At 73.4% G+C, this 17,856-nt stretch carries 19 protein-coding genes and 1 tRNA gene; 13 read left to right on the top strand and 7 right to left on the bottom strand.

Annotation, left to right across the window (positions count from 1 at the left end; genetic code table 11):
* Nucleotides 1-17: 17 nt before the first annotated feature.
* Entirely contained in the window at nucleotides 18-236 is a 219-nt protein-coding gene (locus PKA89_RS16130; protein ID WP_324421203.1) for a hypothetical protein, read from the bottom strand.
* Between the two features lie 391 nt (nucleotides 237-627).
* Entirely contained in the window at nucleotides 628-1,272 is a 645-nt protein-coding gene (locus PKA89_RS16125; protein ID WP_324421202.1) for a hypothetical protein, read from the bottom strand.
* 143 nt (nucleotides 1,273-1,415) lie between these two features.
* Between PKA89_RS16125 and PKA89_RS16120 the strand changes: the two genes are divergently transcribed.
* The 6 genes from PKA89_RS16120 to PKA89_RS16095 all read left to right on the top strand — a co-directional run bounded on the left by PKA89_RS16120 (nucleotide 1,416) and on the right by PKA89_RS16095 (nucleotide 6,866).
* Nucleotides 1,416-2,564, top strand: a complete 1,149-nt coding sequence (locus tag PKA89_RS16120) for a YihY/virulence factor BrkB family protein (protein WP_324421201.1) — start codon at nucleotides 1,416-1,418, stop codon at nucleotides 2,562-2,564.
* A 114-nt stretch (nucleotides 2,565-2,678) separates the two neighbouring features.
* On the top strand, nucleotides 2,679-3,803 hold the full coding sequence (locus PKA89_RS16115) for a serine/threonine-protein kinase (RefSeq protein ID WP_324421200.1): 1,125 nt from the start codon (nucleotides 2,679-2,681) through the stop codon (nucleotides 3,801-3,803).
* A 122-nt stretch (nucleotides 3,804-3,925) separates the two neighbouring features.
* Nucleotides 3,926-4,216, top strand: a complete 291-nt coding sequence (locus PKA89_RS16110) for a DUF4193 family protein (RefSeq protein WP_324421199.1) — start codon at nucleotides 3,926-3,928, stop codon at nucleotides 4,214-4,216.
* Between the two features lie 58 nt (nucleotides 4,217-4,274).
* Complete coding sequence (locus tag PKA89_RS16105) at nucleotides 4,275-4,916, top strand: helix-turn-helix transcriptional regulator (protein WP_324421198.1); 642 nt, start codon at nucleotides 4,275-4,277, stop codon at nucleotides 4,914-4,916.
* A gap of 166 nt (nucleotides 4,917-5,082) precedes the next feature.
* Nucleotides 5,083-6,114, top strand: a complete 1,032-nt coding sequence (locus tag PKA89_RS16100; protein ID WP_324421197.1) for an ATP-binding cassette domain-containing protein — start codon at nucleotides 5,083-5,085, stop codon at nucleotides 6,112-6,114.
* Nucleotides 6,111-6,866, top strand: coding sequence for an ABC transporter permease (locus tag PKA89_RS16095; RefSeq protein ID WP_324421196.1), 756 nt, complete (start codon nucleotides 6,111-6,113; stop codon nucleotides 6,864-6,866). The genes PKA89_RS16100 and PKA89_RS16095 overlap by 4 nt, the downstream gene beginning before the upstream one ends.
* Nucleotides 6,867-6,906: 40 nt before the next feature.
* Here PKA89_RS16095 and PKA89_RS16090 read toward each other — a convergent pair whose 3' ends face one another.
* From PKA89_RS16090 to PKA89_RS16080, 3 genes are read right to left on the bottom strand one after another with little or no spacing between them, the layout of a single operon-like run.
* Nucleotides 6,907-7,635: a glycosyltransferase gene (locus tag PKA89_RS16090; RefSeq protein WP_324421195.1), complete on the bottom strand. Its 729-nt coding sequence runs from the start codon at nucleotides 7,633-7,635 to the stop codon at nucleotides 6,907-6,909.
* Nucleotides 7,632-9,020, bottom strand: coding sequence for a PIG-L family deacetylase (locus PKA89_RS16085; protein WP_324421194.1), 1,389 nt, complete (start codon nucleotides 9,018-9,020; stop codon nucleotides 7,632-7,634). Before PKA89_RS16085 ends, PKA89_RS16090 begins: the two co-directional genes overlap by 4 nt.
* Complete coding sequence (locus PKA89_RS16080; RefSeq protein WP_324421193.1) at nucleotides 9,017-10,054, bottom strand: acyl-CoA dehydrogenase; 1,038 nt, start codon at nucleotides 10,052-10,054, stop codon at nucleotides 9,017-9,019. Before PKA89_RS16080 ends, PKA89_RS16085 begins: the two co-directional genes overlap by 4 nt.
* A 161-nt stretch (nucleotides 10,055-10,215) precedes the next feature.
* On the opposite strand from PKA89_RS16080, the gene asd reads away from it, so the two are divergent.
* The 4 genes from asd (at nucleotide 10,216) to PKA89_RS16060 (ending at nucleotide 13,013) form a co-directional block, all read left to right on the top strand.
* Nucleotides 10,216-11,067, top strand: coding sequence for an archaetidylserine decarboxylase (gene asd, locus PKA89_RS16075; RefSeq protein WP_324421192.1), 852 nt, complete (start codon nucleotides 10,216-10,218; stop codon nucleotides 11,065-11,067).
* A gap of 112 nt (nucleotides 11,068-11,179) precedes the next feature.
* Nucleotides 11,180-11,252 (top strand) — tRNA-Lys (locus PKA89_RS16070).
* A gap of 232 nt (nucleotides 11,253-11,484) precedes the next feature.
* Nucleotides 11,485-11,784 carry a helix-turn-helix domain-containing protein gene (locus PKA89_RS16065; protein ID WP_324421191.1) on the top strand — a complete coding sequence of 100 codons (300 nt, stop codon included), beginning with the start codon at nucleotides 11,485-11,487 and terminating at the stop codon, nucleotides 11,782-11,784.
* Complete coding sequence (locus PKA89_RS16060) at nucleotides 11,781-13,013, top strand: tyrosine-type recombinase/integrase (protein WP_324421190.1); 1,233 nt, start codon at nucleotides 11,781-11,783, stop codon at nucleotides 13,011-13,013. The genes PKA89_RS16065 and PKA89_RS16060 overlap by 4 nt, the downstream gene beginning before the upstream one ends.
* A gap of 88 nt (nucleotides 13,014-13,101) precedes the next feature.
* Here PKA89_RS16060 and PKA89_RS16055 read toward each other — a convergent pair whose 3' ends face one another.
* On the bottom strand, nucleotides 13,102-14,586 hold the full coding sequence (locus PKA89_RS16055; protein WP_324421189.1) for a hypothetical protein: 1,485 nt from the start codon (nucleotides 14,584-14,586) through the stop codon (nucleotides 13,102-13,104).
* A complete protein-coding gene (locus tag PKA89_RS16050) occupies nucleotides 14,583-14,936 on the bottom strand; it encodes a hypothetical protein (protein WP_324421188.1) in 354 nt (117 codons plus the stop codon). The genes PKA89_RS16055 and PKA89_RS16050 overlap by 4 nt, the downstream gene beginning before the upstream one ends.
* 234 nt (nucleotides 14,937-15,170) lie before the next feature.
* Here PKA89_RS16050 and PKA89_RS16045 point away from each other — a divergent pair, with 234 nt between their 5' ends.
* The 3 genes from PKA89_RS16045 (at nucleotide 15,171) to PKA89_RS16035 (ending at nucleotide 17,794) form a co-directional block, all read left to right on the top strand.
* Nucleotides 15,171-16,031, top strand: coding sequence for a hypothetical protein (locus PKA89_RS16045; protein WP_324421187.1), 861 nt, complete (start codon nucleotides 15,171-15,173; stop codon nucleotides 16,029-16,031).
* Between the two features lie 256 nt (nucleotides 16,032-16,287).
* On the top strand, nucleotides 16,288-17,229 hold the full coding sequence (locus PKA89_RS16040) for a hypothetical protein (RefSeq protein WP_324421186.1): 942 nt from the start codon (nucleotides 16,288-16,290) through the stop codon (nucleotides 17,227-17,229).
* A gap of 193 nt (nucleotides 17,230-17,422) precedes the next feature.
* Nucleotides 17,423-17,794, top strand: coding sequence for a hypothetical protein (locus PKA89_RS16035; protein WP_324421185.1), 372 nt, complete (start codon nucleotides 17,423-17,425; stop codon nucleotides 17,792-17,794).
* Nucleotides 17,795-17,856: the final 62 nt, after the last annotated feature.

Genomic DNA, 17,856 nt, shown 5'->3' with positions numbered 1-17,856 from the left:
TCGCGGGCACCGGTCGTTCAGCCCGCGGACGCCTCCTCGACGCCCCCCGCCGACGCGTCGCCACCCCCCGCCGACGCCGGGTCCGCAGCGGCCTCCTCGTCGCTCACCCCGAGGATCTCGTCGATGCGCTCCTGGCTCAGCGGGCCGTCCGCCTCGGAGGCCTCGAGCACGAGGGCACCGACGAGGACGATCTCCTGCTGGAGGTCGTCGTCGGTGAGCGAGGGGTCCCCTGGCATCCCCCCACGGTACGGCCGAAGGCTGGGCGGCGACTGCATGCTCGCCGCGAAATCGCCCGGCGGTCGACGCCTCGCGGAGCGGGTGCGCCGGCTGGGACCGCAGGGACTGCTGGGGCGCGACCGGGATGGTGCGGGACGAGGAGGGCGGGTGCCGGACCGGGAGCGCCTCACGGCGCGTGGCCGCTCGTAGCGGCTGATGTTGGGACCCGGGGCTGCCGCGGCCCGGCACCCACGAGAGACCCTAACGCCTCCCCCCGCCCGAGGTGTTCCCGACGGCGAGGTCGGGTTTCGCGGTGTCGCGCCCCGTGGCGTGGGCACGGCACCCGGCGCCTTCGGGCCCGGCACCCGGTGCCGTGGTCACCGTCCGGGCCGACGGGAGGCGCCGCCGCGATCAGTCGAGGTCGCCGGCGCGCCACAGGTGCGCGCAGGCCCGCAGGTCCTCACCGGTGGCGAGGAGCGCCCCGCCACTGTGGGTGAGGCCGGTCGCGGCGTCCGGGTCGAGCTGCTCGGTGTCGTGCGCCAGCTCGGCCCGCCCGGCCGCGATGACCGCGCAGAACGCCGAGGCCCGCTCGAGGGCGACCGCGAGGTCGCCGTCGAACACCCCCGCGAGGATCTGGTCGGCGACCCGCTGCAGCTCCTCGGGGCGGGGCGGTTCGGCGATGCCGGCCACGGCGTGCGCGACGTCCGTGAAGCGGATGCCCGCCGCGTACTCGCGACTCGCCTGCTCCGGGCTGCGACGCACCCACTCGCGCAGCGCGTAGAGCCGCCAGAGCGCGCCGGGGAGGGTGCGCGCCGGCCGGGAGGACCACAGGTCGGCGACGGTCGAGAGGCCGAGGTCGTCGACGAGCCCGACGAGCCGGCTCGTCACCTGGGGGTCGTGGGCCGCACGGCCCGCCCCGACGAGGATGGCCGCCGTCTGGTGCGCCACCTCGGTGGTCTCGGCCGGGCCGGGCAGCGTGCCACCGTGCGCCTCGAGCGCGTCCGGGCCGAAGTGCACGGGGCGCCGCGGCAGGTGGCGTCCTCCCTCGGTGGTCACCGGTCCAGTCTCTCAGGTCGCCCCGACGTCCGCGGCGGGTCCCGGTCCGGACGACCCTCACCTGCACGGATGCCCCCCGCCCCGGCTAGGTTGGAGGCGACCGCAGGTGCCGGCCGGCACCGCCCCCGACCGCGGAGGACGCCATGGCCACCGACGGAGCCGCCGCGACCCGCGCGCGCACCGCACCGGCACCCGACAGCCGCCGCAAGGCCGACTCGCCCACCGAGCTCGACTCCCGGGGCTGGCGCACGACCGCGAAGTCGGCCTTCGCCGAGTTCCAGCGCGACCAGTGCACCGACCTCGCGGCCGCGCTCACCTACTACTCGGTCCTCTCGATCTTCCCGGCGATCCTCGCGCTCGTCTCCCTGCTCGGCGTCTTCGGCCAGGGCGAGTCGACGACGCAGGCCCTGCTCGACGTCGTCCGCCAGCTCGGTCAGGGAGACGCCGCGGACCAGCTCGCCGGGCCCATCCGCTCGATGGTCGGGGCCAGCGGCGCCGGCGTCGCCCTCGTCCTCGGCATCGGCACCGCCCTCTTCTCGGCCTCCGGGTACGTCGGAGCCTTCGGCCGGGCGATGAACCGCGTCTACCAGGTCGACGAGGGGCGGCCGGTGTGGAAGCTGCGCCCGCAGCAGGTGCTCATCACCCTCGGGCTCGTCGTCATGGCGGCGCTCGTCCTGCTCGGGCTCGTCGTCAGCGGCTCGGTCTCGACGGTCCTCGGCCGGCGGGTCGGCCTCGAGGACGCGACGGTCACGGTCTTCGAGGTCGCCAAGTGGCCGCTCATGCTCGCGATCGTCGTCGTCATGGTCGCGGTCCTCTACTACTGGACCCCGAACGTCCGCCAGCCGCGCTTCCGCTGGGTCTCGGTCGGCGCCGCCGTCGCCATCCTCCTGTGGGTCCTCGCCTCGGTCGGGTTCGGCTTCTACGTGACGACCTTCGGCTCCTACGCCAAGACCTACGGCTCGCTCGCGGGCATCGTCGTCTTCCTCCTGTGGCTGTGGATCACCAACCTCGCGCTGCTGTTCGGGGCCGAGGTCGACGCCGAGCTCGAGCGGGTCCGCGAGCTCGAGGCGGGCATCAAGGCCGAGCGCACGCTCCAGTTGCCCCCGCGTGACACCTCCGGGTCGCAGAAGGCCAGGGACAAGCTCGACGAACGAGTGCGCGAGGGCCGGCGGCTGCGCCGGGCCTCCACGGCCGAGCCGCCTCGGGCCGGGGCGCCTCTGGCCGCGGCCACCCGCACCGGTGGCGTCGACCTCGAGCCGCTGCCCTCCGAGGAGGCTCGCAGCCGGCACTGAGGTCGGCGGCCGGGGCTCGGCGACCGGGGTGACGGGCCCTCGACCTCGCACGTCAGGACGTTTGGAGGCGTCCCCGGCGGGTACGCTCCACGACGTGCGACCAGGCCCTCTCCGGTGAACCGGCTCCAGCCCGACTACTGCCTCGGGGAGCGCTACCGACTCATCTCCCGGATCGCCTCCGGAGGCATGGGTGACGTCTGGCGGGCCGACGACACGGTCCTCGACCGCACGGTCGCCGTCAAGGTCCTGCGGCCCAGCACCGACGCCGAGCCGGTCTTCGTCCGGCGCTTCCGCGACGAGGCCCTCTACACGGCGGCGCTCAGCCACCCGAACATCGCCTCGCTCTACGACTACGGCGAGGAGGACACCCTCGCCTTCCTCGTGATGGAGCTCGTCGAGGGCGAGCCGCTCTCCGAGGTCGTCCGTCGCGAGGGGCCGCTGCCCACGGAGCAGGTGCGGGGCATCGTCGCCCAGGCCGCCCTCGCCCTCGGCGCGGCGCACGAGGCGGGGGTCGTGCACCGCGACGTCAAGCCCGCGAACATCCTCCTGACGCCCGACGGCGTCGTGAAGCTCACCGACTTCGGCATCGCGCGGGCCGTCGACGGCAGCGCCCACACCCAGACCGGCGAGATCGTCGGGACGCCGCACTACCTCTCCCCCGAGCAGGCCCTCGGGGAGCCGGCGACGGGAGCGAGCGACCTCTACGCCCTCGGGATCGTCGCCCACGAGATGCTCACCGGCAGAAGGCCGTTCGACAGGAACACCCCGGTCGCCACGGCGCTGGCCCAGGTCAACGACCCTCCGCCGCCACTGCCCGACCACGTCACCGGCACGCTGCGCACCCTCGTCGAGCAGTGCCTCGAGAAGCGGCCCGAGGCCCGTCCGGTGAGCGCCCGCGAGCTGGGCGAGCGGCTCGGGCTGCCCGAGTCCGAGCTCGGCGAGGCGGGACGGGTCGCCGCCGAGGTCGTCGGCACGGCGGCGCGCGCCGAGTCGGCCCAGGAGGCGCTCACCGACCCCACCCCCACCCCGGAGGCTCCGGCCGTGCGCGCCCGTCGCTTCCGCCGCGAGCGGGCCGGGTCGCACGCTGCTCGCGCCGACGCGCCGCACGTGCACTGGGCCTGGGTCCCGGCCACGGGCATCGTCGCGGCGGTCCTCGTCGCCCTCGCGCGCGGTCTCGGCCGGGAACAAGGCGGGCCGCGGGACGCCCCACGGGAACACCACGGACCGCCCCGCCGTTGAGCGGCTGAGAGACCTTCGTCGAAGTTTCCACAAACCTTTGACACAGACCCCCTGACCTCGACATACTCGGCGTCCCGGCCCAGCCCGGACCCCGCCGGCTCGACGACCGAAAGGTGCACCCCATGGCCACCGACTACGACGCTCCTCGAGTCCGCGACGGCGAGGAGGAGAAGGCCGACAACATCATCGAGCTCGACAGCGCGCGGTCGCGCACCGCGACCGACCTGCTCGAGGAGGACACCGAGGCCGTCGACGGGCACACCCTGCCCGGCGCCGACCTCTCCGACCTCTCGCTCGAGGTCCGCGTCGTGCCCCGCCAGGCCGACGAGTTCTCGTGCATCAGCTGCTTCCTGCTGGTCCACCGGTCGCAGGAGTCCAAGCCCGGCACGAGCATCTGCCTCGACTGCGCCTGAACCGCCGGGCCCTCCCGCCCTCGCCCGTCGCCACGCCCGCGTCCCTACACTGCGCCCCATGGCGGCCACCGAGACGAGACTCCTCCTCCTCGGCTCGGTGATGATCTTCGAGCCGGTCAACGGCTACCAGATCCGTCGCGAGCTCCTGTCGTGGAACGTCGAGGAGTGGGCGCACGTGAACCCGGGCTCGATCTACTCCGGCCTGGCCACCCTGACCCGGCGCGGTGAGCTCGAGCGGCACGACGTGCAGGACGGCAGCCGCGAGGTGGCGGTCTACACGACGACGCCGCCCGGCCGCGAGGCCTTCCGGGGGATGTGGAGCGACGCCGCCGAGACGGTCGACCTCCTCTCGCCCCTCGCCTTCCACACGGCGCTCGCCCTCATGGCGCTGATGCCCCGCGAGGAGGCGCTGGCGTCGCTGACCACGCGGCTCGCGCACCTCGACGCCGGGGTCCGCCGGCAGGTCGCCACCCACGGCGGGATGGAGGGCTCGCCGCCGCACGTCCGCGCGATGGCCGACCTGTGGATGGGCCTGGCCGCCACCGAGCGCGAGTGGCTCGTCGACCTCGTCGCGCGGGTGCGCGCCGGCGACCTCGACTTCGCCGGCGACCCGCCCAGCTGGGCCCCCAGCGCGGACGACCCCGGCTGGCAGATGGCCCGCGACCGCGCCCGCTACGTCGAGCTCCTCGGCCGCGACTGACCCGAGCCGGGTCCCGGCGGCTGCCGGCCCGGCGGCCCGCGCACCGATGAGTTCCTGTCGGTGGCCCGGTCCATCCTGTCCGGAGGTGCCGGAGTATGCGCTTGACGGCCTCTCTTCAATGTTGAACACTACCGATGTTCAAGTTTGACCACCTTGGAGGACGATGATGATCCACGCACGGGGGCTCGTGCAGACCTTCGCCACCCGCGAAGGCCGCCAGAAGAAGGAGGTCCGCGCCGTCGACGGCGTCGACCTCGACGTCGCCGAGGGCGAGGTCGTCGGCTTCCTCGGCCCCAACGGCGCCGGGAAGACGACGACGCTGCGGATGCTCGTCACGCTGTTGCGCCCCACCGCCGGCACCGCCACCGTCGCCGGGTACGACGTCGTCCGCGAGTCGGCGAAGGTCCGCCGCAGCATCGGTTACGTCTCGCAGAGCGGCTCCACCGGCAGCTTCGCCCGCGCCGGCGACGAGATCGTCGACCACGGGATGCTCTACGGGATGTCCGGTGCCGACGCACGCCGCCGCGGCCACGAGCTCTTCGAGCAGCTCGACCTGCCCGGCCTGTGGACCCGGCAGCCGAAGTCGATGTCCGGGGGGCAGCGCCGGCGGCTCGACATCGCGATGGGGCTCATCCACGACCCCACCCTCGTCTTCCTCGACGAGCCGACCACCGGCCTCGACCCGCAGGCCCGGGCCAACCTCTGGGGCCACATCGGCGGGCTGCGCAGCGAGCGCGGGGCGACGGTGTTCCTCACGACCCACTACCTCGACGAGGCCGACACCCTCTCCGACCGGATCATCGTCATCGACCACGGGCGCATCGTCGCCGCCGACACGAGCGACAACCTCAAGGCCCAGGTCGCGGGTGACCTCGTCGACCTCGAGGTCGCCGACCACGCGCAGGTCGGCGAGGCCGCGGCGCGGCTCGAGGCGATCGCGGGGTCGGTGGAGATCGACGGCCGGCACGCACGTGGCCGGGTGCCGCGGGCCGCCCAGGCCGTGCCGGGGCTGCTGCGCGACCTGACCACCGCGGGCGTCGACCTCGCCACCTTCGAGGTCAAGCGACCCACCCTCGACGACGTCTTCCTCAGCCTCACCGGCCGCTCGCTGCGCGACGCCGAGGCCGCCACCGAGCGGCCGGAGCTCACCGACGACGCCGACCCCTCCGAGCCCGTCCCGTCAGGAGCCCAGGCATGACCTTCCTCCGCGAGTCCTTCATCGTCTTCCGCCGGCAGCTCCGGATGAACCTGCGCAACCCCGCGTGGGTCCTCATCGGGCTGATGCAGCCGGTCCTCTACCTCTTCCTCTTCGGGCCCCTCCTCGAGCCGATCGCGAAGCAGTTCGGCTACGAGAACAGCTGGACCTTCTTCGTGCCCGGGATGCTGGTGCAGCTGAGCCTCTTCGGGGCGTTCTTCGCCGGCTTCGGGCTCATCTCCGAGTGGCGCGACGGCGTCGTCGAGGCCGAGCGGGTCACCCCGGCCAACCGCACCGCCCTCCTCATGGGCCGGCTCTGGCGCGACCTCCTCCAGCTGCTCGTCCAGGCCGCCGTGCTCATCGGCCTCGGCTACGTCCTCGGGATGGACGCACCCGGTCGGGGAGCGCTGATGGGCGTCGTCATCACCCTGTTCATGGGTGGCGCGTGCGCCGCGGCCTCGAACGCCCTCGCGCTGACGACGAAGAGCGAGGACGTCATGGCGCCGGTCATCAACGTCGTGATGATGCCCGTGCTGCTCCTCTCGGGCATCCTCCTGCCGATGACCCTCGGCAAGAAGTGGCTGCAGAACGTCAGCGACTTCATGCCGGTCAAGTGGATCACCGACGGGGTGCGCTCGACCTTCCTCGGCGACTTCGGCAACGACAAGGTCCTCTACGGCACGCTGTGGGCCGTCGGCCTCTTCGTCGTCGCGATGTGGTGGGGCACGGCGACCTTCCGCAAGGAGGACGCCTGAAACCCCGGCGACAGGGGGTCGGCCGGCGAGCGCGGCGTGGTCAGCCGGCGCGCTCGCCGGGCAGCCCCGGTGGTGTGGTGAGCGCGGCGAGGTAGCTCGCGAACCCGCCCTCGGCCCGCCCGACGCGGCGGGCCGAGGCGCGCACCCGCGCCCGGTCGGTGGCGACCCAGGGGCGGCCGGTGGCCCGGACCCGCTCGACGAGGGCCACGTCCTCGTGGATCGGCAGGTCCGGGAACCCACCGGCCGCCAGGTACGCGTCGGCCCGCACGCCGAGGTTGGCCCCGTGCACGTGCCGGTGACCCTCGCGCAGCTGGTGCCGCGCGTGCCACGCGGCGAGCACGGCCGGTTCGAGGCCGTCGGCGGGCTCGACGCTGCCCACGACGAGGTCGTGTCCGGCCTCCGCGAGGAGGAGCTGCGCGATGAGCCAGTGGTCGGGCACCTCGGAGTCGGCGTCGGTGTTGGCCACCCACACCGCCGACGCGGGCACCTCCCGCCCGAGCGCGCGACCGAGGCCGAACTCGACGCCGCGTCGACGGGCGGCGCCGACGCGCCCCGCGGCACAACCGAGGACGGTCACCGGGTACCGGCCGGCGACCGCGGCGGAACCGTCGAGGCAGGCGTCGAGCACGACGACCACCTCGAGCCGCACGTCCGGCCGCTCCTGCGCCAGTCGGCGCCCGGCGCGACCCACCGACTCGAGACACGCCCCGAGCACCGCCTCCTCGTCCCGGGCGGGGACGACGACGAGGACCTCGGCGACCCGGCTCACCGCCGCCCCTCCTCGGCGGCGAGCGAGACCGGGCCGCCGAGGACGTCCAGGAGGAGGTCGGCGTCCTCGTAGCGCGAGCGCAGCGGCAGGTCGCCGAGCGCGGACCGGGCCTGGTCGTGGACCGCGGGTCCGTCGAGGGGGATGCCGTCCGTCGGGTGGCGCCAGTGGACGAGGACCACCTCGCCCCCGGGCGCGAGCCGGGCGCGGACCAGCCGCAGGGTCTCGAGCAGGTGCAGCGGCGTGAGGAAGTAGCCCACCTCGGAGAGCACGACGAGGTCGAACCGTCCCACGGGGACGTCGGCCGGCACGCCACCGAGCACCCACGTGACCGCGGGTGGCCCGTCGCGGCGGGCCACCTCCAGCGCCTCCGCGCTGACGTCGAGGGCCGTGACGTGATCCGCGCGGGCGGCGAGGTCGCGGGTGAGGATGCCTGTCGCGCAACCGATCTCGAGGGCCGACCGGTACCTCCGCCGGCCGAGGGCCGCGACGGCGAGGGCTCGCTTGCGCTCCTCGTAGAAGGACCCGACCATCCGCCAGGGGTCCTCGTCGCCGTCGTACATCGCGTCGAAGGTCCCGGCGGCGTCGTCCTCGGTGGTGGAGGGCCGGATCGGGAGGGTCCCCGGCTCGGCGAGCACGACCTCGGCGAGCCGTCGGGCGCGGCGCAGCACCGGGCCGGTCACGACGGGCTCGTCCCCGGCCCCGGGGCCGATCGGCGTCGTCTGGGAGCGGTGGGCGGCGAAGGCGGCCTCGCGCGCGTCGAGGGCCGCGCGGTCCAGCTCGACGACGTGCACCCGCGACCAGTCCAGGTCGTCGGGGGTGCCCCAGTGCCAGAGCCACAGCGGGTAGTGGGCCACCGCTGCCCCGCTGCGCCGGCCGGCCTCGAGCGCGGCCCGCCCGGCGGCGTCGTGGTCCGGGTGGCCGTCGTCGAGCCAGGGGGCGAGGAGCAGCGTGCGCGGCCCGGCCCGCTCGGCGACGGCGTCGGCCAGGGCCTCCTCGAGCGCGTCGAGCCCACCGTCCGGCATCCCGAGGTGCTCGACCACCGCACCGGCCACCAGGCGGTTGACCGCGGCCTCCACCTCGGACCGACGGACCCGCCCCAGCAGCTCCGGGGTCCACGCGGTCGCTTCCGGGTGCGAGGCCTCGCCGTCGGTCGCGACGACGACGCGGACCGGGAGCCCGTGCCGGCCGGCGAGCGCGACGAGGCCCCCGACGCCGAGCGACTCGTCGTCGGGGTGCGCGGCGAGGACGAGCAGCTCGTCGAAGTCGTCCCGGAGCCGGCCGACGTCGGTCACCGCCGACCCCGCCCACCGCTCGTCGAGCAGCCAGACGGGCTCCGGGGTGCCGGCGTCGGTGTGCCGGAAGGCCGGTCGGGCGCCGACCGTCACCTCCCGGCCTCCTCGGCGAGCAGCAGCCCCCCGAGGGCGGCCCGGTCGCGCAGGGCGTGGTGCTGGCGCAGGTAGACGGTGAGGTCGGCGACCCTGCGGGCGTGCTCCTCGTCGTGGGTGAGGGGGGCCGGGCCGAGGCCGTGCCCGACCTCGCGCAGGACGACGTCGCAGGCGTCGGCCACGACCGCGCGGGTGCGGGCGGCGACGAGCGACCCGGCGGCGCCGGCGGCCTCCCCGGCGGCGATCGCCCGGGCGGCCTCCCGCAGCGAGAGCAGCGCCGCGTGGAGCACAGTGTCGACGGTGCCGAGGTGGACCAGCGCCACCTGGTCCGGCGTGCGCCGGGCGGCGGCGTCGAGCAGCCGCCCGGCCACCGCCGCCGCGCCGCCGAACCAGACGGCCGCGACCCCGATCCCGCTCCAGGCGAACCCCGGTCGCTCGAGGTACCAGCTGCCCTCGCCGACGGGCACGGCGGGGACGTCGGTGAACGTGACCGGGCCGGTGCTCACCGCGCGGAGCCCGAGGGATGCCCAGCCGGCGACCTGTGCGTCCACCCCGGCGTGGTCGAGCGGGACCGCGTAGAGGCCGGGCCGGTCGCCCTCGTCGACGGTGACCAGGGCGTGGCTCACGGTGCCGGGCAGCGAGCACCAGGCCTTGGTCCCGCTGACCCGTGGGCCGTCGGTCGACTCCTCCACCCGGAGCGTGGCCCCGGGGGCCCGGGCCGCGTAGACCCCGAAGGTGCTGGCCGGGCCGGCGCCGATGCGGCCGAGGTCGGGGTCGCCGGCCTGGGCGAGGATCGCCACGGCGTCGAGGTGGGGCTCCGCCGCGCGCGCCGCGGTGAGGTCACCGGCGCCGAGGGTGGCCAGCGTCGCCAGGTAGGCCCACGGGTCCTCGGCCAGCCCCCGGGCCACGTCGGCCAGCAGCCGGGCCGCCTCGAGGGCCCCGACGACGTCGCCGGAGACGGCCTCGACGCCCGGCACGGCCCACTCGTCGGCCCGCCAGACGGCGCCCGGGCTCGGGTCAGGCGCCGAGGACACGGGACCCTCGGCTCGGGTGCGACGGGACGGACGGGGGCGGTGGGGTCAACGCGGATCCTCCGGACGGTGGACGGACCCTCGTCCCGTACCCGTTCCGGGGCGCCCTCACGCGCGCGGGCGCGACGACGGCCGGCGGCGCCCGGCGTTGTTAGGGTCGCGTCGTGGCCGGACGACTCCTCATCCTCCTGCTCTCGGTCCTGCCGAAGCACGCGTTGAGCCACGGCGCCGGCTGGCTGGCCTCCCGCACCGTCCCGGTCCGCTGGCGCGCTCGCGTGCACCGGGGCTACAGCCGGGTCTTCGGGGCGCGCCCCGAAGAGGCGGCCCTCCCCCTCGAGCAGTACCCCACCCTCAACGCCTTCTTCACCCGCCGGCTGCGGCCGGGGCTTCGGCCGGTCACCCCCGACGCGCTGGTCTCCCCCGTCGACGCCACGGTCGGCGCCTACGGCCCCGTCGCCGACGACACCCTGCTCCAGGCCAAGGGCCGGAACTACTCGCTCGCCGCGCTCCTCGGCAGCCGCACGCTCGCCGACGCCTTCGACGGCGGCACGTACGCGACGCTCTACCTGTCGCCGAGCGACTACCACCGCATCCACGCGCCGCTCACCGGCCGGGTCGTCGCGGCCACCTACGTGCCGGGTGAGCTCTGGCCGGTCAACGTCGCCGCGGTCACCCATGTCGCCGACCTCTTCGCGGTCAACGAGCGCATCGTCGTCGAGCTCGAGGCGGATGGCGGTGGGCGGTTCGCGCTCGTCGCGGTCGGCGCCACGATGGTCGGGATGACCCGGCTCGCCTTCGACGACGCGCTGCACACGAACGCCCGCCGTCGCGAGGTGCAGCGGCGCACCTACGACCCGCCGGTCGAGCTCTCGGCTGGTGACGAGCTGGGGCACTTCGAGTTCGGCTCGACGGTCGTCCTCGTCTGCGCGCCGCAGGTCGGTGCCGTCGAGCCGCTCGCGCTCGGCGACATCGTCCGGCTGGGCCAGCGGATCGGGTCGCTCGCCGCGAGCGGCTAGTCGGCACCCCCGCCCGGCGCCCGCCCGGTGGGGTGGGGTGCGTGGCCGCCGCCCGGCGACAGGCTGCCGGTACCCTCGGGCGTCGTGGGCGGACCGCGGTCGGCCCGCGCACGGGCCTCTAGCTCAATTGGCAGAGCTGCGGACTTTTAATCCGTAGGTTGTGGGTTCGAATCCCACGGGGCCCACTCTGCGACACCCCAGGTCAGGCAGGCTCTCGACGAAGAATCGAGAGTTCTGATGAGTGATTTTCGGGTGCGAGTGGTGCAGTTTCCGGTGCAGTTGCGCACCGCGATGAGACGGTGTGAGACTGTCCGGCCGTATCCGTCGCAGGGTGTGTCACCGCGGGTCAGGGTGTCTCAGACTCCGCCCGATCTGACCACCCGCACGCCTCGCTGCGCGTTGGTGGCCGTGACGGAGATGACGCCCACCGAGATTCGCTCGATCGCCGAGCGCATCGAGGCGCGGCTGGAGTCGATCGCCGAGCACGAGACGGCCATCCGCAGCGACCTGCAGGTGCTGGCCGCACTGACCTCGCCGTCGGGTGATGACCACCTGCTCGACGTCGATGAGGCAGCCGACTGGCTCGGAGTCTCCCGCGCCACGATGTACCGCCTGTTGCGGACCGACCCCCGCCTGCGATGCGTGAAGATCGGGACTCGCACGCGCTTCCGGCCCGACGACTTACGGTGCTACACGGCAGGTGGAGCGGCGTCGTGAGCCGGACCCGGTCGGCCAACGGCCGGTCGTCGGTCTACCGGGACTCCTCGGGGATCTGGCACGGGTGGGTGTCGATGGGCCGCGACGAGAAGGGCAAACCGGTCCGCCGGCACGTGCGGGGTCGGACGCGGGCCGTCGTCTCCGAGCGGGTCGCCGACCTCGAGCGGGAGCGGGCGAGCTCGGCGGGTCTCGCCGCCGCCCACCGCCGGCCGACCCCCCGCGAGGGGCCCCCCCGGCGGCAGACCCTCGGTGAGTGGCTCGACGAGTGGCTCGTGCTCGTCAAGCGCAGCCGGAAGCCTCGCACGTTCACGACCTACGACGCCCTGATCCGCACCCACTGCCAACAGCTGCGCTCGGTCAAGCTCCACGAGGTCACCGTCCGCCACATCGACGACCTCCTGCACCACGTCGCGACCACGGTCAGCCCGACGACAGCCGGCAATCTGCACCGCACGCTGCGCTCCGCCTTCACCGTCGCCGTCCGCCGCGGGCTCGTCAGCACCAACCCGTGCCGCTACGCCACCGTGCCTCGGGTCGCACACGTGGAGGTCGAGCCGCTCAGCGTGGCCGAGGTGCACCGGCTGCTGAGCATCGCCGCCGGCGAGCGCAACGCAGCGCGATGGGCGGTCGCGCTGGCGTTGGGGCTACGCCAGGGTGAGGCGTTGGCTCTCCAGTGGTCGGACATCGACCTGGAGAACGGGACGCTGGCGGTCCGCCGTCAGCTGCAGCGCCACCCGTGGGAGCACGGGTGCGTCGAGAGCGAGCCTCGACACCCTCCCGCCGAGTGCCCGCAGCGTCACTCCGGCGGCTTGAGGTTTGACGACACCAAGAGCGGCGCGGGGCGGCGGGTCCTCGCTCTTCCACCGCAGATGGTCCCGCAGCTCCTCGATCACCGACGTGCCCAAGCCGCCGAGCGTCTGGCGGTCGGCTCCGCCTGGGAGGATCACGACCTGGTCTTCCCTCGCCCGGGTGGTGGGCCTGCCGACCCACGGAACGACCACCGGGTCTGGAAGCGGCTGCTGGCTCGTGCGGAGATCCGCGAAGCCAGGTTGCACGACGCCAGACACACCGCCGCCACCATCCTGCTCGCCCAGGGCGTCGACGGCCGGGTGGTGATGAGCCTGATGGGCTGGAGCCAGGCCGTGCTGCTCACCCGGTACCAGCACGTCATGGACACCATGCGGGTCGAGGCCGCGGCGAAGGTCGGCACCGCGATCTGGGGTGACTGAGCCGAGCCGGTCTACCGAGAGTCGGCAGTGATAGGACTCGATGTCCCTCACGTTCGGAACGCCCTTGACCAAAGCGCCAGCGGACAGATCAGCGTTCGCAGCGCGGACCGGCTGGTCCCCGCGCGGTCCCCACTGCGAACGCGCGCTCCGCGGCTTCACGTCCGAGGCTCTTCGGCTGGTCGGTCGCCGGGGTCTGCGATACCACCCGACCGGTGAGCGCCGCGCCGGCGCTCATGGCGGCGGCGGCCGCGTCCGTCACGACGTCGGCGGCCTTACAGAGCTCGGCCCGGACGACCGGCAGGAGGGGTAGTGAGCGGTTGGCCAAGAGGTCCTGGGGGGTGATGCCGACGCTGACGGGACTGTGGTCGAGGATTCGTGGGTCGAGGGACGCCTTGTGCGCGGCGGTGGCGATGTCGTGGATGCCTCGGGCGCCTCCGGTGAGGCGTTCGTCGTTCATCGCGTCGCGGGTGACGTGCGCCAGCTCGAGGTTGGCCGCGAGGGCTTGGCCGACGAGGTCGCCCAGCCGGCTCAGGTCGGTCCGTTGCCCGACCACGTCCGCGGCGGCGGCGCGGGTTCCGTCGACGAGGATCTCCCGCAGCGCGGCCCGCACCTCGAGGCTGGCGGCGGTCAGGGCTCGGTCGGCTCGGCGTTCCAGCGGCGGGGCGAGCGTGGCCAGGGTCGCGGCGAGGGTCTCCCACCGGTCCTGGGTGGTGGCGATCGCGGTCTCGAGGCGGCGCCGGTGCTGCGCGGTGTCGATGTGCCCGGTCTGGCTGGCCGCGTGGAGCAGGGCGTCGCTGCCGCTGAGGATGACCGCCTGAGTGCGTGCGGTGAGCATGAGCTCGGACGTGCGGGGGGTGTTCACCAGGGAGCGGTGGGCGGCGACGTCCCAGCGGGCGAGGGCGTCGGCCAGACGGTTGGCGATCGGTGGCGCCCGGTGCTCACCGGCCAGGGCGCCGGGGTAGGTCTGCGCAACGTAGGCTCCGGCCACCCGCTCGAACGCGGCGATCCGCTTGTACGCCGTCCGGGCCTGCCTCAGCGACTCCCCTGCAGGGATCGCGCGTCGGGCGGCGTGCACCTTCGCCAGCGCCCGCACGTGCGCGGCGAGGGCGACCGCGACGCCGTGAGCGCCGACGTACAGGGTGTGCATGATCCGCACTCGTGCGGCGTCGCGGTCGGCGAGCGCGCGAGCGGTCACCGGAGGGTGCTTGCGGCTGGCGTACCGCTCGACCAGCTCTTCTGCGCGGGCGAAGGACTCGGCGATCCGTAGATGGCGGTCGTCGGCAGGCCCGTCACCCGGCCAGCCCCGGGCGCCGCTGCGGTGCTGCGCCCGGCTCATCGAATCCAGTCGCAGGATCGTCAGGTCGGAGGCGTCCGGACGTGCTAGGGCCTCGTCTCCCACCGGCCCGGAAGCGGGTAGGGCCTGCCACAGCTCGGAGGCCGCCTGGACCACCTCGCCCCAGGTACGCAGCATCGTCGCCGCGTCCATCTCTGCGACGTCGACCAGGATGGTCCGTGCTGTCGAGTCGGCCTCCAGGAGCAGCTCGCCGACGCTGCGTCGGTCGATGTCGCTCACGGGGCGCTCTCCCGGATCAGGTCGCAGATGTCGACGACCAGCTGCGACGTCCCGGGCGGGAACTGCTCGATCGGCAGCAGCCGCAGACAGCCCTCGGCCGCGCGCACCAGCTCCTGGACGTTGGTCGCGAGAGCATCGGCGCCGGGGACGTCGACGTCGAGGCCGGAAGGAAGCAGTCGGGCGGCCTCACACGCGGCGAGGTCGAGCCCGAGCCCGAGGAAACGCTTCTGCGGGCTCGGGTCGGTCCGGACCTCGGACCATGTCAGGTCAGACGCGTGCGCCAGCAGGGCGGCCGTGTGGGCCAGGATCGAGCGGGCGTCGTCGCGGGTGGGTCGGGTATCGGTGCTCATGGTCGTCGGGCTCCTCGTGCGGATCGAAAGGGGTTGCCTCCCCATCCACGCAGCACGCCGGCGGCCGCGACAGGACACTCTGGGGGCCTGTGGACAACCGGCCTGGGATGTCATGGGTGGGGATGACACTGCTTCTCGATGGCCGAAGGCCGCCGACCAGCGCGTGATGGTCAGCGGGTTTGGCGGTTGAGACTTCTGCACCAGCAGGTCAGCCACTCCTGAGAGGTGGTCGAGATGAGAACGACGTCGAGGAAGGTGCTCGCCTACGGGCCGGCAGTTACGTTCAGCGGGCTGGTCACGGTCATGCTCGGAGCCCTTCTCCCGCCGCTGGTCGGGCTGGTCGCGTTTGTTGCGCTCGTGGTCCTGGCCGTCGCAGTGCTCTCGAAAGTGGCGGAGGGTCCGGTGGTGAGGGTCGTGGGGCAGGCGCGGTCGTTGGCGGCTTTGGAAGTCGACGCGCTGGCCCCGGCCGTCGGGTTCGCCTGCCAGCACGGGGTGCCATTGGCGACGCTCGAGCTCCGCGTCCGAGAGTCCTGGGCGGCCGTCGCTGCCTACGGCGTCGGTCGACGGACCGTGGTCGTCACCGGCGGCTACATCCGAGCAGTACGCGACGGGAGACTCCCGGTGGACCAGGCCGCCGCTGTCCTGACGCACGGCGCCGCGGCTGTTGTCAGCGGCGCGGTCCGGGCCGACCTCGCCCTCGATCTCTGCACGCTCCCCTGGCAGATCGCCCGCGGCATCCTGTCCGCCCTGACCGCGCCCTTCCGCCGGTCACCGCTGCTGTCGCTCGCGTGGAAGGGTCGCTTCGTCGTCGCCACGATCGCTGGCGTCCAGGCAGCCATGGCCGGCCAAGTCGGGGTGGCGGTCGTCATCGTGACGGTGTGCGCACTGACCTACCTGACGGGTAGATGGGAACGCGCGTGGGCGCGGGCTCTGGTCACGATCGGCGACACCGCGGTACGCGAGGCCGGGCTCGGCGACGCCCTCGCACGCTTCCTTCTCCGCCGCTCGAGATCATTCGAAGCCCACGAGCGAGCGCACGCCCTCTCCCGGCCGGCACACCGAGCTCGTCTCGCGGCGGTTCCTATGCCCCACTGACTCGCGCCAAGCCGCTGGCCGTCCTTCACTTCGCGGCGGCGCGTAGCAGGCCGGCTCCGGCGCCCGGACGAACGCTGATAGCGGCTCCTCTGCTCGTAGCCGCGGTGGGCTGCGCAACCTATTCGCGGCTCAGTCACTGCCCGGCCGCGTCGCCCGCGTCGCTCACTTCGACCAGCGCGCACCGCGGTGTCCATCGCTTGTTCGCCCCCCGCATTGGTCCACGACGGCGAGGTCGCGCGAGCACCAGGGGCAGACAATGGCCTACAACAAGGCGTGGCGGGTCAACTACGAGCGCGAACGCGCCCAGGGCCACCGACGGTACGTCCCTGCCGAGGACACCCGCGTCCGGCTGCAGACGCTGGTGGACGCCCACGTGTCACTCCGGACGATCGCGCGCGCGTCTGGACTCAGCGACACCTCTGTCGGCCGCCTGGTGGCGGGCGAGCAGCGCTTCGTCCGGCGAACAACGGCGCGCCGCGTCGCCGCTCTGCGCTTCGCCGATGTCTTCGAGCAAGAAAGTGGCAACGTCCCCAGCATCGGCACCATTCGGCGCATCCAGGCATTGATGGCCATCGGGTGGCGCAAGTCAGACCTCGAAGCCGCTGGTGTCCCCGCCTCGAACCTGATCACACGCCCTGACCGCGAGTGGGTGGCCGCGACCGGTTGGAGACGGACCCGCGACGTCTACGACCGCCTCAGCATGACGCCCGGCCCATCACAAGTGTGCCGCGACCGTGCCCGAGCGCGCGGATACCTACCTCCGCTCGCGTGGGACGACGACACCATCGACGACCCACGCGCAGTCCCAGCAACGGCCGCGGCAGGCCCCCGCGAAGTCGACCAAGTCGCCGTCGACCGGGCTGTCGCTGCGGGCACCGCCGGCGTGACATGTGAGACCGCCGCGCTCCTGACCCCGGACGAGCGGCTCGCGGCCATCCGTGTGCTTGCCTTGAGGGGATCGTCCGACACCGACATCGCCCGCGCCGTCGGTGTGGTTGACCGAACAGTCCTGAGACTCCGTCAGCGCAATGCCATCGAGTCGATGCATCCGGCCGCCAAGGCCGGGCCCCTCCGCTGTCTCCCGGTCGACGCCTCCGGGACCGAACGACTACAGCGCTCTCAGCGGCTGAGTAGCGCCGGACGTGACAGCACGGCGACTCCGCTGGCCCAGAATCCAGGAGCAGCAGTCGGACTCTGACGTCATCAGGGTCCTTGCTGCCGGCCCCATCGACCGGACAGCCCGGCGGCACGCCCTATGGCGGCCCAATGACGCACTTCGATTCTGGGCTCGCCCTGCTTTACAGACGTGCGCCACGATCAGGTCAGCCATGCGGGCCTTCTTCCGCGGCAGCACCGACCTCTTGGACGTGGTCGGCCCTACGATCCCAATCGTGACGACCGTGACGGACCAGTCGATGGCGAACAGAGAGTCCTTCGCGCGTAGCCGCCCGCTCTTTCTTTCGCTCCTCCTCGCCGCCTTCGCGGCCTTGGCCTTCTCGATGAGTTGGTTCTTCGCCGCTGTTCCGCTCACTGGCGTCGAGCCCAACGCGGCCTTCATCGACTGCGGACCCGCTCTAGTGGACAGACCCAGCCCACTACCCGACCCCTCCTGCGCAGGCGCATACGGTGAGGTCATCTTCTTGAGCGTGCTCTCTGGCCTGACTGGTGCGCTGTGTCTTGGGGGCGCGGTCGTTGTCGCCGTCCGCGCTAGGGGCAGCCGGGTCGAACCTCTGTCGTCAGACCAAGAGGCGGCTTCGAAGTAGGTCGACACGCGGCGGTAAGACGCAGGTCATGATGCGATGAGCGGTGGTCCTGCGATGCAGTG

The organism is Phycicoccus sp. (assembly GCF_035325325.1).
Taxonomy (GTDB): Bacteria; Actinomycetota; Actinomycetes; order Actinomycetales; family Dermatophilaceae; genus Phycicoccus.
This window is presented reverse-complemented; position numbering and strand designations above follow the sequence as displayed.